The 13,237-nt window shown below is 42.3% G+C and carries 17 protein-coding genes; 13 read left to right on the top strand and 4 right to left on the bottom strand.

Annotated elements, in window-relative coordinates:
- Positions 1–9: 9 nt before the first annotated feature.
- On the top strand, positions 10–396 hold the full coding sequence (locus NF865_RS00200) for a ribonuclease III family protein (RefSeq protein ID WP_253304651.1): 387 nt from the start codon (positions 10–12) through the stop codon (positions 394–396).
- Here NF865_RS00200 and NF865_RS00195 read toward each other — a convergent pair.
- Positions 393–1,199: a sugar phosphate isomerase/epimerase family protein gene (locus NF865_RS00195; RefSeq protein WP_253304650.1), complete on the bottom strand. Its 807-nt coding sequence runs from the start codon at positions 1,197–1,199 to the stop codon at positions 393–395. The genes NF865_RS00200 and NF865_RS00195 overlap by 4 nt on opposite strands.
- A gap of 85 nt (positions 1,200–1,284) precedes the next feature.
- Between NF865_RS00195 and sppA the strand changes: the two genes are divergently transcribed.
- From sppA to NF865_RS00160, 7 genes are all read left to right on the top strand, one after another.
- Positions 1,285–2,289 carry a signal peptide peptidase SppA gene (gene sppA / locus NF865_RS00190; RefSeq protein WP_253304649.1) on the top strand — a complete coding sequence of 335 codons (1,005 nt, stop codon included), beginning with the start codon at positions 1,285–1,287 and terminating at the stop codon, positions 2,287–2,289.
- 4 nt (positions 2,290–2,293) lie between these two features.
- Complete coding sequence (locus NF865_RS00185; protein WP_253304648.1) at positions 2,294–2,773, top strand: PH1570 family protein; 480 nt, start codon at positions 2,294–2,296, stop codon at positions 2,771–2,773.
- Positions 2,774–2,777: 4 nt separating this feature from the next.
- A complete protein-coding gene (locus NF865_RS00180; RefSeq protein WP_253304647.1) occupies positions 2,778–3,767 on the top strand; it encodes an AI-2E family transporter in 990 nt (329 codons plus the stop codon).
- 230 nt (positions 3,768–3,997) lie between these two features.
- Positions 3,998–4,231, top strand: a complete 234-nt coding sequence (locus NF865_RS00175) for a FeoA family protein (RefSeq protein ID WP_253305682.1) — start codon at positions 3,998–4,000, stop codon at positions 4,229–4,231.
- The gene (gene feoB / locus NF865_RS00170; RefSeq protein WP_253304646.1) at positions 4,228–6,273 is read left to right on the top strand and encodes a ferrous iron transport protein B; all 2,046 of its coding nucleotides are present in this window, start codon (positions 4,228–4,230) and stop codon (positions 6,271–6,273) included. The genes NF865_RS00175 and feoB overlap by 4 nt, the downstream gene beginning before the upstream one ends.
- Positions 6,274–6,285: 12 nt before the next feature.
- On the top strand, positions 6,286–6,543 hold the full coding sequence (locus NF865_RS00165; protein ID WP_253304645.1) for a DUF4423 domain-containing protein: 258 nt from the start codon (positions 6,286–6,288) through the stop codon (positions 6,541–6,543).
- An 81-nt stretch (positions 6,544–6,624) separates the two neighbouring features.
- Positions 6,625–7,866 carry a nucleotidyltransferase family protein gene (locus tag NF865_RS00160; protein WP_253304644.1) on the top strand — a complete coding sequence of 414 codons (1,242 nt, stop codon included), beginning with the start codon at positions 6,625–6,627 and terminating at the stop codon, positions 7,864–7,866.
- A 33-nt stretch (positions 7,867–7,899) separates the two neighbouring features.
- Here the strand turns inward: NF865_RS00160 and NF865_RS00155 are convergent, their stop codons facing one another.
- Positions 7,900–8,697, bottom strand: coding sequence for a DNA integrity scanning protein DisA nucleotide-binding domain protein (locus NF865_RS00155; protein WP_253304643.1), 798 nt, complete (start codon positions 8,695–8,697; stop codon positions 7,900–7,902).
- A 132-nt stretch (positions 8,698–8,829) separates the two neighbouring features.
- Between NF865_RS00155 and NF865_RS00150 the strand changes: the two genes are divergently transcribed.
- From NF865_RS00150 to cyaB, 3 genes are read left to right on the top strand one after another with little or no spacing between them, the layout of a single operon-like run.
- Positions 8,830–9,378 (top strand): UbiX family flavin prenyltransferase, encoded by a 549-nt coding sequence (locus tag NF865_RS00150; RefSeq protein WP_253304642.1) that lies wholly within the window; start codon positions 8,830–8,832, stop codon positions 9,376–9,378.
- On the top strand, positions 9,365–9,847 hold the full coding sequence (locus NF865_RS00145; RefSeq protein ID WP_436317658.1) for an Lrp/AsnC family transcriptional regulator: 483 nt from the start codon (positions 9,365–9,367) through the stop codon (positions 9,845–9,847). The genes NF865_RS00150 and NF865_RS00145 overlap by 14 nt, the downstream gene beginning before the upstream one ends.
- Before the next feature lies 1 nt (position 9,848).
- Complete coding sequence (gene cyaB / locus NF865_RS00140; RefSeq protein ID WP_253304640.1) at positions 9,849–10,370, top strand: class IV adenylate cyclase; 522 nt, start codon at positions 9,849–9,851, stop codon at positions 10,368–10,370.
- 3 nt (positions 10,371–10,373) lie between these two features.
- On the opposite strand, the gene NF865_RS00135 is transcribed toward cyaB, so the two are convergent.
- Positions 10,374–11,567, bottom strand: a complete 1,194-nt coding sequence (locus NF865_RS00135) for a redox-regulated ATPase YchF (RefSeq protein WP_253304639.1) — start codon at positions 11,565–11,567, stop codon at positions 10,374–10,376.
- 9 nt (positions 11,568–11,576) lie between these two features.
- Positions 11,577–12,629 (bottom strand): aminopeptidase, encoded by a 1,053-nt coding sequence (locus NF865_RS00130; RefSeq protein WP_253304638.1) that lies wholly within the window; start codon positions 12,627–12,629, stop codon positions 11,577–11,579.
- A gap of 127 nt (positions 12,630–12,756) precedes the next feature.
- Here NF865_RS00130 and NF865_RS00125 point away from each other — a divergent pair, with 127 nt between their 5' ends.
- Positions 12,757–12,987: an LSm family protein gene (locus NF865_RS00125; protein ID WP_004066855.1), complete on the top strand. Its 231-nt coding sequence runs from the start codon at positions 12,757–12,759 to the stop codon at positions 12,985–12,987.
- A gap of 17 nt (positions 12,988–13,004) precedes the next feature.
- Positions 13,005–13,193 carry a 50S ribosomal protein L37e gene (locus NF865_RS00120; RefSeq protein WP_253304637.1) on the top strand — a complete coding sequence of 63 codons (189 nt, stop codon included), beginning with the start codon at positions 13,005–13,007 and terminating at the stop codon, positions 13,191–13,193.
- The last annotated feature ends 44 nt before the right edge of the window (positions 13,194–13,237 follow it).

The following is a 13,237-nucleotide window of genomic DNA, read 5'->3' as shown; positions in this document are numbered from 1 at the left end:
GGGCAAAAAATGAGATATTCCATGAACTTTAATGATAAGAACCTTTCAAAGTTTGGGGATTCGCTTGTTAATTTTATATTTTCTCTTGCTCTAAGCGAATATCTCGGACATCCCAGTGCTGGGAGAGTTCCCAATGCGTCGCTAAGCATTGCACTTGAGAAGGCAGGACTTTTAAGTTACGTTCCCCCAAGAACTGACAAACATGGGAGAGGTGACATCGCCGAGGCTATTTTGGCCTATGCTTGGCTTGAGAAGAAGATAACAATAGAGGAAGCTGTTGAGGTCCTAAAGAAGAACTTTACTCCTGATGTAGTTCACCCTTCACGAAAGAAAGAAATAATTGGCAATGCTTTTGGGGAACTTTTAAAGGTTGTAAAAGAAAGATTGGGGCTTTAAATGCTGGTAAGAACTTCTATAAGTCCCTTCTTTGATGGAATCTTTGCAAAAGTGTCTGGATCTTTGATTTTGAGCAACAGCGGCACATCGTCGAAAAGCTTTAGGACTTTTCCGAAGGGGATTTTTCCATCTCCTGGCATCAAGTGAAGGTCTCCGACGCCGTATGCCAATGCATCTTCCGGTTCTACTTGAGGAGAAAGCTTTCCAAAATTGTCGTGAATCATAAGGATTATTGTCTTCTCTGTTCCTAGCTTTACGTCTTCTAAAAACTTGTTTTCATCTCCTTGAGCGCTTAGAAATGCATGTCCTAAATCGAGGGCAAAGCCCACGTTTTCTCTGTTAACGCTTTCAACAACGTAGAGGGTATCCTTAACGCTGTAGGTGTTTTCAAGGGCAATTTTAATACCAAAGTTCTCTGCCATGTCTGCAAGCTGTTGAAGGGCTTCTATCTCAAGATCGAGCCTTCCAGTGCGGCCACTTTGCATGACCACTATTTTTGAGCCGAGCTTTATTGCGACATCTATTACAGCTTTGGCAACTTTAAAGTGCCTGCTGTAGTAAACGCTGTCTCTCAAGTTTACCGAACGAGGCATTCTGATTGTGTATTTTATCCCAACGCCTTTAAGAGCGTTTTCTATTGAGCGCAGGTTCTTTTCTATTACCTGTCCGTTTTTTATTAACCCAAGGGTATGGGGAAATATTTGGACGAAATCATAATCCTTGATCTTCAGTTCCGCTAAAACGGAAGGCAAACCTTTTCCTTTGTTCACAAAATGTGGATAAATACTTACTCCTATCTCCATGCCTTACACCTTTTCTACTTTTGTTGGAGATTATGGAAACACCAAATTTAAAAGTTTCCAAAGCTATTTCAGTTAGGTGATTCTGATGGAGAGAGAAATATGGAAGTATCTCAGCTTTATTCTCACGCTCCTCTTAGCCTTAGCAACGGTTGCTGGGGTTCTCTTATATACCCAAAATAGTGAATTGCAAAGAGTCCTCCAAGAGAAGAATTTTACAGTGGTTTACAACGAAACAGTAAGGGAAGTAGAGAGCAATGCTACATTGGCACTCCAAGCGAAAATAGAGGAACTCCAGAAAGAAATTGAGTACCTCAAAAGCCAGATGCGGGCAAACATAGGTGAGGAAACTAATGTAACTCTGGCGATACTCCCTGTTGTGGGTCCAATCGATGAAACAACTTCTCTAGACGTGATTTCTAAAATTAGAGAGATAAGGGAAAACGAGAGCATTAAGGGTGTTGTTTTGTGGGTTGAAAGCCCTGGCGGATATGTGGGGCCGGTTATAACCATCTATAAAGAGTTGAAAAAACTATCGTATGAAAAGCCGATAGTTGCATATACTGGAGGCATGGCCGCTTCAGGTGGTTACTTCCTTGCATGTGCCGCCGATAAGATAATTGCCGACCCTCTTGCTCAGGTTGGGAGTATTGGTGTCCTTTACGTCCACTACGACTTAGAGCAAAACTATGCTCAGAACGGTGTCAAGGTAAACGTGTTCAAAACAGGTAAATACAAAGACATGGGGGCAGAATGGAGAGACCTTACCGATGAAGAAAGGGAGATGATAAAGAGAACGATAAATACATACTTTGAATACTTCCTTCAGGTGGTCAGCGAGGGAAGAAAGCTCGATATAAACACAACTAGGAAATACGGAGATGGAAGGATCTGGTTTGCAAGCGATGTTAAGGGCACTCTGGTTGATGATACCGGTGACCTCGACTATGCCATAAAAGTTCTTGAGGACCTTATTGGCGTTAAGAGTGCAAACGTTGTGCTTTACAGCTCCGAAAGGACAGATTTTGGAATTTATGAGAGCTCCTCACTCTATATGCCTGCTAATTATGTTTCCTCATACATACGGGGGTGAGGCGATGCAGTGTGAGGAGCACCTTGAGGTGTTTGAGAACGGCTTTGAGGATGGAAAATTTAACCTGAGAATTGAGTACTATGGAGGAGATGCGAGAAAAGTCCTGCTCTCAATTATTTACGAACTTTATCAACCTATATACGGCAGTGAATACGTATACCCCTTTGAATGTGCCAAGGAATTTTGGGGAATTTTCATGGAACCCGGCGAGATTGCCCCAGAAGAAATTCGGCTAAGTAAGCCCAAGTTCGTCAATCAGGCGTTGATTAATAGGGCAAAGAGCTTATTAGAGGAGATAGAGGCTCCAGAAGACATAAAAGATCTCATCGACATCACCAGCTCAGAAATATACAAGCTGAAAGATGGGCTTTTAATCGTTGGGAAGAACTTCTTACTCGACGAAGCCAGAAAAACACTGTTCGTATTTAACAAACCCCAAGCCAGAGAGTTAATCCTCAAGTATATCAAGTATATTGGGAGATGATTTTATGGAGACGGAACATGCTGTCTGGATTGCTGTTTCTCTTATAATTCTTTTCATCGTGTGGAAAACTGTGGAGCCCCTTATTACACCGATAATTTTTGCCCTAACAGTCGCATACATATTTCATCCTCTCCATGAACGGCTAGCAAAGAGGCTTAGTACCAACAAGTCTGCCATGTTGCTCTCGGCTTTGATGACCCTGCTTTTAATAGCCTTTATATTCAGTATAGTGTTGTGGTTTAGAGATGTGACCAGGTCGTTGGTAATTTATATAAACGAAGCTCTTAGCTGGTTTTTGTCTTTAAACCTTCCTCCCGATATAGGTGAGTCGGCCGCGATTTTAATTGAAAGAATTTCAGAAAAGACAAGCGAGGAGATCCTCAACTATACTTTATCCATACCCAAGCTCCTTCTCCAAGCCATTGTCTTCATAGCGGTTTTTTATGGAATACTAGTGCACTCTAGAGATTTGTCCAAAGAGCTCTATGCGTTGCTTCCCGAAGAGAGGAAAGATCTGGGCATAGAGTTAATAGAGAAAGCAAAGTATACTCTAAATGCCATCCTAAGAACCTGGCTGATGCTGAGCGTATTTAAGGGCTTTTTGCTAGCAGTAGGCTTTTACATCTTTGGAGTAGCGAACCTTAGCGGAGCAATTGCGGCAGGAATACTCTGCGTTGTTCTGGAGCTTTTGCCCATCATTGGAGGGTGGATAGTATGGATAGCAGGGGCGATATATCTATTTACTCAGGGTAGCATTTTTGCTGGAATTATGCTCTCATTATATGGCGCAATTTTAATCTCTCCGGGGCCAGATATTACAATTAGGCCAAAGCTTGTTGCAGAAGGCGCAAGAATAAATCCGGCGCTGGCACTGGTAGGAATATTCGGCGGAATAATGGGCTTTGGGATAAAGGGATTAATAATTGGGCCAGTGGCCTTGGGGTTGCTTTCAACACTGTTGGAAGAGTGGAAGGAGCAAAAGAGCAAGGGCTAAGGGCCTTTACTCGTCTTTTTGCAATTTCTTTTACTATTTGAGTGTATTTCGGCTTTCCCTTGCCCTCCTTTGAAATTGTTTATATGCACCAATGGGCTCTGTAAGAGCAGACTTTCGAACTATTCCTTTTTGATATTCAAACTTCTTTAGAGTTTTAGACTCACCAAATCTTTTTAAGACAATCTATGTACCTCTATAAATAGAATTAGGCTTACCTAACGGTGATGCTCATGTATGTGCTCTTAACTCAGATGCGTGAAGGTGAGAGGGGAATCATCGTTGACATCCTAGGAGGACATGGGGTTAGAAGCAGACTCCTTGGAATGGGAATAGCCCCAGGAACTAAGATTGTTGTGATCAAACCAGGAAATCCGGGACCGTATATAATTGCAGTTGGGAATACCCGCATAGCTCTGGGGCGAGGAGTTGCGGAGAAGATTATAGTTAGGAGGGAACTCCAATGACATCTTGCTGCAGCGTTGAAAACCTCTCAGATAAAAAGAAAGACGGTTTAAAGGTCATTGCACTGGCTGGCAATCCAAATGTTGGAAAAACAACGATATTCAATGCTTTAACTGGTCTTAGGCAACATGTGGGAAACTGGCCCGGAGTAACGGTTGAAAAGAAAGAGGGTATAATGAAGTACCGCGATAAGGAGTTTTTAGTTGTAGACCTTCCGGGAACGTATTCCCTTACTGCAAATTCCATAGACGAGCTCATTGCAAGGAATTTCATTCTTAGTGGAAATGCTGATGTTGTTGTGGATATAGTTGATGCTTCTTGTCTCATGAGGAACCTCTTTTTGACCATGGAAATTTTTGAGATGGGGGTCAAAAAAGTCGTCATTGCCTTGAATAAAATTGACATCGCAAGAAAGAAGGGACTTCATCTTGATTTAAAGAAAATGGAAAAAGTTCTTGGGGTTCCAGTAGTTCCAACAAATGCTAAGGAAGGCGAAGGACTTGAGGAGCTTAAGAGGATTATAGCCAACATGGCAGAAGGAAAGATAGCAACCAATCCTGTAATTCCGGTATATGATGAACCTATAGAGAGGGAGATAGAGCACATTTCCAGCCTTTTGAGGGGAACTCCCTTAGAAGAGATGTACAACATCAGATGGTTGGCTATAAAGCTTCTTACAAGGGATCAGGAAGTAATAAAGCTTGTCTTGAAACATCTCGGCCCAGGGAAAATGGACGAAATACTTAAGCATATAAGCGAGCTGGAAGTTTACTATAAGCGTTCCCTTGATATCGTGATAGCAAACCAAAAGTACGAGTTTATAGATAAGCTTATGCATCAATTTGTCATTCACTCCGGGGAATTCAAAGAAACTCTCAGTGATCAGATTGATAGGGTTCTTACTCATCCGGTTTATGGTATCTTGGGACTCATGGGAGTGTTCTACGTTCTTTTCAAGTTCGTGTTTACCATAGGAACCCCTATGCAGGAGTTTCTGGACAGTGCTTTTGCATCCTTCGGTGAATTTGTGGCGGGATTTATAGGAAACGAAACCTTAAGGGGCCTCATTGTCGATGGAATCATAGGTGGTGTTGGCTCTGTGTTAAGCTTTTTCCCTCTGGTCTTTTTGCTCTTCATTGCAATGTCAATTCTCGAAGACAGTGGATATATGGCGAGAGCAGCTGTTGTTATGGAGAGAATAATGAGAAAGTTCGGCCTTCCTGGAAAAAGCTTTATTCCGATGGTGTTGGCGTTTGGATGCAATGTTCCAGCTATAATGGCCACACGTACTTTAGAAGACGAGAGAGACAGAATACTGACCATGCTGATAAATCCGCTCGTGCCATGCAGTGCGAGAATGGTGGTCATAACGTTCTTAGCGGGGGCGTTCTTTAGCGATCATAAGGCCCTCGTGGCGGTTAGCATATATACAATCTCCCTATTCCTTGCCCTCCTTTCGGCTCTAATACTTGGAAAGTTTGTTATAAAAGGGGAAGAGAGCCCATTCGTAATAGAACTTCCGGAGTACTCTCTCCCATCGTGGAAAGTCGCTATAGTGCATTCATGGGAAAGAAGCAAAGAATTCCTGAGAAAAGCCGGCACGGTAATTCTCCTCGGCTCTGTGGCAATATGGTACCTAAGCACTTATCCCGAACCTATAGGTAGCGGCATGAGCTACGCGGAAAAACTTGGAAAAATATTCGAACCGTTTACAATGCTTATGGGCCTCGACTGGAAGGCTGCTGTAAGTTTGATCTTTGGAATAATAGCCAAAGAGAACGTTATTGCAACATATGGGATAATCTATGGGGTAGGGGAGAGCGAGGAAGCTCTCATCTCACTGATGCAAAGTGCAATGACTGGTTTACAGGCATTTGTCTTGGCTTTGGTAACCACCCTTTATATCCCCTGTATAGCCACCATAGGGGCAATACGTGCTGAAGGAGGTACTAAGTGGGCTTTGGTGGCTTCCGTTTATAACCTTCTGCTTGCGAGTGTGGTTGGTATATTAGTTTACAACATTGGCCTCTTGCTTGGGTTCTGATGGGTGAGGAGGATGGGAAAACTGGACGATGTACTGGAGCTAATAGAGGGGGGAGTAAGAACACCCAAAGAGATAGCTGATAGGCTAAATCTTCCCGTGGAAGAAGTAGAAGGTATCATAAAAATCCTTGAGAGCTTGGGTTATGTGGAAAAAATTGAGATGAGCTCTTCATGTCAGAGCTGTCCCTTAAAGAAAATCTGTCCTGGGAGCTGTGTTGTTTTTAAAGGTAGTTTGTATGAGCTTAAGAAGAAAGATAAAAAGGGTACATAGCTTGAAAAACTGTTCATCAGAGGAATATTTAATGCACGTAAAATATTTAAGGTGGGAGTCCAATGTATTATTGGTGATACTATGAAAGCTGTCATTCTTGCAGGTGGTTTTGGAACAAGGTTAAGGCCACTCTCTTCAACGAGACCAAAGCCCATGATCCCAGTTCTTGGCAAACCGAATCTCCAGTACATACTTGAAAACCTTGAGAAAATAAAGGAGATCGACGAAGTTATCCTTTCGGTGCACTACATGAGAGGGGAGATTAGGGAGTTTATAGAAGACAAAATGAGCGATTATCCAAAGGATATCAGATTCGTCAACGACCCGATGCCCTTGGAGACGGGAGGTGCTCTTAAGAACATTGAAGAGTTTGTAGGCGATGAGTTCTTGGTTATTTATGGAGACGTCTTCACTAACTTCAACTTTGAGGAGCTTATACAGGCCCACAAAGAAAATGCTGGACTTGTTACAGTAGCTCTTACAAAGGTCTACGACCCGGAGAAATACGGTGTGGTCATTACAGACGAGGAAGGAAAGATAATTGACTTCGAAGAAAAGCCCCTAAAGCCCAAGAGCAACGTGGTGGACGCGGGAGTTTATATGGTTAACAAAGAAGTTCTGAAAGAGATACCCAAAGGAAAGGAGATATACTTTGAGAGAGAAATCCTTCCAAGGCTTGTAAGCCAAGGCCAAGTTTACGGATACATGATGCCGAGAGAAAACTACTGGGTAGATCTCGGAACTCCAGAGGACTTCTTCTATGCTCACCAAGTTGTCCTCGATGAGATAGCTAAAAATGATGGATATTACACAGTAAAAGAAGGTGCAGAAGTGCCAGAAGACGTTGAGATACAAGGGCCGGTGTATATCGATAGCGGCGTCAAAATAGGGCATGGAGTTAAGATTAAGGCCTATACTTATATAGGACCAAACACAGTTATAGAGGACAAAGTATACCTAAAGAGGTCAATACTCCTAGGATACGACATAATAAGGGAGAGAAGTGAGCTTAAGGATTCAATTCTTGGAGAGGGAGTTATCGTCGGTAAAAACGTCATCATAAAAGAGAACGCAGTAATTGGAGACTATGCAAAGATTTACGACAACCTTGTGATATACGGTGCAAAGGTGCTCCCATGGAAGAAAGTTGAAGAGTATGAGGCGTATATAAAGATAAAGCTCGACCCGACCAAAGTAAGGCCGGAACTCACCCCAGAAAGATGCCCCTTAGGACTGCCGGAGTGCATATATTCAAAGTTCAAAGCCATAGCAGCGGAGAAGCCCCCGTGTGATGAGTGTATAGAGAACCAGTGGCTCTTCTGAACTTCTTTTCTCCATTTTTAATCAATCTTTTCTTTAATGTAGTCTTGGATTGTATTCAAATATTATTTTTCCGTCTTTGAACACCCTAACTATCCCGCTCTCTGAGACTGTTATTGCGATTGCTTTCGTAACTTTTGAAATTCCTGCCGCTGCTAGGTGTCTGCTTCCCAGCCCAGATGGTATGTTCACGCTAACCCTCTTAAAATCGATGTCTAGGTATCTTCCTGCACATAATACTCTACCGGACTTGCTTATAACAAACGCTCCATCTAAAAAGGCAAATTCCTTTATGATTTCTTTGCTTTCCTTGTCGAGGATGTTTATTTTGTACCCTTTGAAGGGATTTGGCGCCATCTGATGGGAATACTTCATAACGTTCTTCGTGTCACCTATTACAAATATCGTCCCCACGGGCTTTCCTTCTCTGCCTTCGAGGCTTAACTCTATGGCAAGTTCAAGGACTTCTTGAAAAACATGTTCAATTTGGGAGAAAAATTCATCTTTAACTTCTACAGTCTTTTTAGCCTTTCTGATGCCTAACGTGGATGGTGTGACATATATGAATATCTCTCCTTCTTCAATCATTCCTTCAGCAATCATAAAACTAGAGGCTAGATTTACGAGATTCTTGGTACCCAAGGAAAGGGGCAAAGGAAGGGTTTTGAGAGAATTATGGTTATCTACCTCCTTACCAACCAAAAGAATAGGCACACTTACTTTGAGAGGCTTTTTTAGTTTTATGCCAATAATAACTAGGGCTTTAGCATCTAGGCGCCTTGTAAGTTCCAAGGCTTTTTTGAGGAGCACTTCGGCATAGCCATTTTCCCGCATCTTTACACCTGAGTGTAGATATGGGCAATTTAACCTTATAAACATTATTTCGAAAAGCAACGTATCTGCCGTAGAATTCACACAAAGTATTTTAAGTATCCTAGGCTAGGGTATTCAAGACGGTGAAGAGTTATGAAAATCGTGGTCGCAATCACTGGGGCTAGTGGTGTTGTCTATGGAATTCGATTAATTGAAGTTTTAAGAGCACTAGGTCATGAAGTAGTTAGTGTTGCTTCGGATACAGCTTTGAAGGTTATAAAATATGAATTGGAGATTGACTTCAAGCCCGACTTTAGGGAGGACGATCTCTTTGCACCAATAGCTTCCGGCTCTCACATTTTTGATGCTCTTGTTGTGGCCCCATGCTCAATGAAAACACTGAGTGCTATAGCCAACGGGTATGCCGATAACCTTGTTACAAGAGCTGCTGATGTTGCTCTAAAAGAACGCCGAAAGGTGATATTGTTGATAAGGGAAACCCCATTGAACTTGGTGCATATCCAGAACATGTTGAAAGCTACACAAGCTGGAGCCATTGTTATGCCGGCTTCTCCAGGATATTACCATAAACCCAAAAATTTAGACGATATCGTTAACTTTATAATTGGAAAAATTTTGGATATCCTTGGTATACCCCACAATTTGTACAAACGATGGGGTGAGCAAAGTGGCATATCTTGACGACTTGGATAGGGCAATTTTAAAGGTGCTTAAAGAAGATGCTAGAGCGACTATTTCTGAGATTAGTGAGAAGATAAACAAGCCTGAGTCTACTGTACACTTCAGAATAAAGAAGCTTATTGAAAGAGGGATTATAGAGAAGTACACGATAGTTTTAGGCGAAGTTGCCAGACCAAAAGAAGTTGCTTTTGTAGTATTAGAACTAGAAAAGCCTGTAATAGAAGACTTCTTGGGGAGATACCTTGAATATGTATCGAGAAACCTTGCAATGCTTCCCAATGTCCTTCTGGTAGCAAAGACAGAGGACGACAAAATAGTTGCCCTCGTTGGTGCGGAAACGAAAGAAGAGTTAAGCGAGTTCATCGAGGAAAATATACAAAGCATACCCAGCGTAAGAGAAGTTGTAGTTTATCCAGTAGCGGAGTTCAAGAAAGGGGAGGATATCAAAGGAGTGCTCCTGGAGGTTTAATATGGAGATTGAAGTGAAGTTCAAAGTTCTCTTTGACGAGATAAAAGAAAAAATAGAGGGACTCGGAGCTGAGCTTGTTAGAGAAGAAATTCAAGAAGACCTCTACTTTGCCGTACCTTTACCCAACCTTCTCCGCATTAGACGCATTGCAAATACAGGTGAAGTTATTTTGGGATACAAAGAGATTAAAGACGAAAGGAATGAGGAATTTGACGAAATAGAAGTCAAGGTGGAAGACTTCGAGAAAACCAGAGAGATCCTAAAGCGCTTAGGGTTTAAAGAGGATATATGGGTTAAGAAGCATCGGTACGTTTATAGGCTTGGAAACGTTACTTTTGAGCTAAGCCGGGTTGAAGGGCTTGGGGATTTTCTCGATATCGAAGTCATAAGCGAAGACGTGGAGAAAGCAAAAAGAGAAATATGGGAAGTTGCAAAAAAACTTGGCCTAAAAGAGGAAGATGTGGAGCCCAGACTTTATCAAGAGCTTATAAAAGGTTCCAAAGATGGCAAAAATAAAATATAGATCTCACCTAGCTGTGGCGACTATCTTTATGATGTCGTTGAACTGGAGCTCATAGTCTTCCCCGACCCTTCTGTGAGTTCTGGCATTAATGGCGTATAGGAAAGTTCTTCCCAAATCGGTGTGCACTTTAAATGCGAGATCCCTTGGTGTAGAGCCTTTCTTCATTAGGAATACATGAGGCAGAACGTTTCCAAATTGATCTGTTAGCTTGTGCTCATCTTCTACTGGATATACTGGAATCAACTGGAGAAGGTCAAAAACAGCCCTGTTTATAACTTCTTGAACTCCAGTGGAACCAAATCTTTTGAGTACTTTTTCTCTAATGAGCTCTAAACCACGTTTCTGCTTTTCGTTCAAAGGTTTTAAGATCTTAAAATCTCCTGAGCCTGGGATGTAGTCGATATAGCCTGCTTTTGCAGCTTTTCTAAGTGTTAATTCGGCTACTGCCGATGTTGGCACTACTATGTACCCTCTTTTCTCTCCTTCGCGAATTAAGCGTTTTATCTGTTCATCGTCCGCTGCATCGGCTTTGTTTGCTGCTATTATTATGGGCTTGTTTATTTTTCTAAGCTCTCGGACGAAGTTAAAAAGATCTTCCTCGCTCCATTTTGTTGGATCGTCCCCTAAATTTACCTTATGCATGGCGTCAAGAACATCATCTTCACTGACACCGATTCCGGCAAGCTGGTCTGCTATTGCCTTGGAAAGCTTTAGACCCTGCATTTTTACTCTCTTGGCGAATTTTTCCCAGTTTTTTCTTAAGATTCCGTAAATCCAGTAGTCTATTTCCTTCTCTAGGAATTCTATATCCTCCACTGGATCGTGGTAATCGGTTGGCTGTCCTTCAGCGTCTGTCTTTCCAGTTGCATCGACCACATGTATTAAAGCAGATGCCATCCTTAAATCGTCTAAGAATTTGTTCCCTAAGCCTCTTCCCTCATGGGCTCCTGGGACTAATCCTGCAACATCTATCATCTTTATTGGAATTAGGGCGATTCCATCTTTGTACTGGTAATTCTGTGGATTTGGCTTGCAACCGAGTTCCTTGCAAGGGTGTTCTGCAGTTACGTAGGTGACGCCTATGTTCGCTTCTATTGTTGTGAATGGATAATTCGCTATCTCCACATCAACAAGCGTTGCAGCAGCGAAGAACGTGGATTTCCCTACGTTTGGCTTTCCTACAACTCCAATTTCCATGCTATCACCTCAAAATATCGTAAATTCTCCTCTTTTCATGATAACTTCCCCGTCGATCTCCACTGTGGGATGCCAAATCAAACAGTCATAATGGTTAAGGGCTGGAGCATCGTTGTCGTAATTTGCTCCTATAGCTATATGAATTGTTTTTCTAATTTTCTCATCCTCTAGCAGTTTTCCTGACATCTGGGCTTTGGGATTAAGCCCTATGCCAAGTTCTCCAAGATGCCAGGAATTCTTTGCATACTCTTCCTTTCCGATATCAAGTGCCATCTTTTCGGCTTTCTTTATGGCTTCTTCGAGTTTCCTGACTTCTTCCCCTCCCATAATTTTCGTGACAAATCCATTTTCCACGTAAACTTTAACTGGGTCGTTTGGAATAATGCTCTCTCCTCCAAGACCTAAAGTCCCATCAAAAACAATTACACCTTCACTTTTCCCGATTGCTGGGGATATAAACACTTCTCCCGCAGGAAGATTCCCTCCCCTTCCCGGTTTTCTGAAGTCTCCATCATCTTTTAAAGGTTTCCTACCTTCAATGCTTATCCACAAGTCTGTTCCTTTTTCGCTTGTTATGTGAACTTCTTTCCCCTTTTCCAGAATCTCTGCAAGTATTTTTGCTTCTTCTCTAAGCTTTTCGTAGTCTATGGGGACGCTGCGCAGATACATCTCTTTGGTTATTCCGGGGCTCCAGAAAGCCCTTATTCTTTTGTCTCCCCTTAACAGCTTCTCAAAAATATGGCTGTATTTTTTGTTGTCTCTCCCCACGTATCCGATGTTGATGCCGTAAGGGTCTTTTCCAAGCTTTTTTTCGCTTATTGATATTACGATGTCAGGCTCTGATTTTATAGCCTCTATAACTGCTCTCTCTGCGTAGTCTAGGGCTCCCTTTGCATCTTGCACTATTACAGTGGGCTTGGCCTTGAACTCCTTAGCAGCTTCAAAGAGGCTCAAGGAAATCTCAAGGACTTCACCGGGATTCGTTACTATTAGGACTTCTTCTCCTTCCTCAATTCCCAAGACATGTTCCATGACTGTTCTTGATACATCGATTAACTTCATCTTTTCACCCCCACTCTTTTCTGCGTATCCCTTAATTAGACTTATGCTCAAGAAGGGAAAGAGTTATAAAGCAAGCTTCCCGTTATCACTGTGAACCCTATCTTTGATTGTTTAGGAGGGAAGAAAAATGGCGGAAAGACCACTTGATGTTATACACAAGTCACTCGATAAGGAAGTTTTGGTTATCCTCAAGAGAGGAGCTGAGTTTAGGGGAAGACTTATCGGTTACGATATCCACTTGAACGTCGTTTTGGCTGATGCCCAGCTCATTGAAGATGGCGAGCCAAAGAAGAATTATGGCAAAATTGTTATTAGAGGAGACAATGTGTTGGCGATCTCCCCTGTTGAGATAGAATGAGTGAGAGGTGAGGCTTCGTGGGAAGTGGAACAGCCCCTCATGGAAAAAGAAACAGGACTCCCACTCACATAAAGTGTAGAAGGTGCGGAAGAAAGGCATTCAACGTTAGAAAAGGCTACTGTGCAGCCTGCGGCTTTGGAAGAAGCAGAAGACTAAGGAAGTACAGCTGGAGCAACAAGTGGAAGAAAGCAAAGAACGCTCTTTGATTTTCTTTATTTTTCAGAGATAACCTATAAAAGCATTAAGTTCT

This window comes from Thermococcus aggregans (assembly GCF_024022995.1).
Classification (GTDB): Archaea; Methanobacteriota_B; Thermococci; order Thermococcales; family Thermococcaceae; genus Thermococcus_A; species Thermococcus_A aggregans.
The sequence above is the reverse complement of the archived record's forward strand: the minus strand, read 5'-3'. Positions and strand labels throughout refer to the sequence as shown.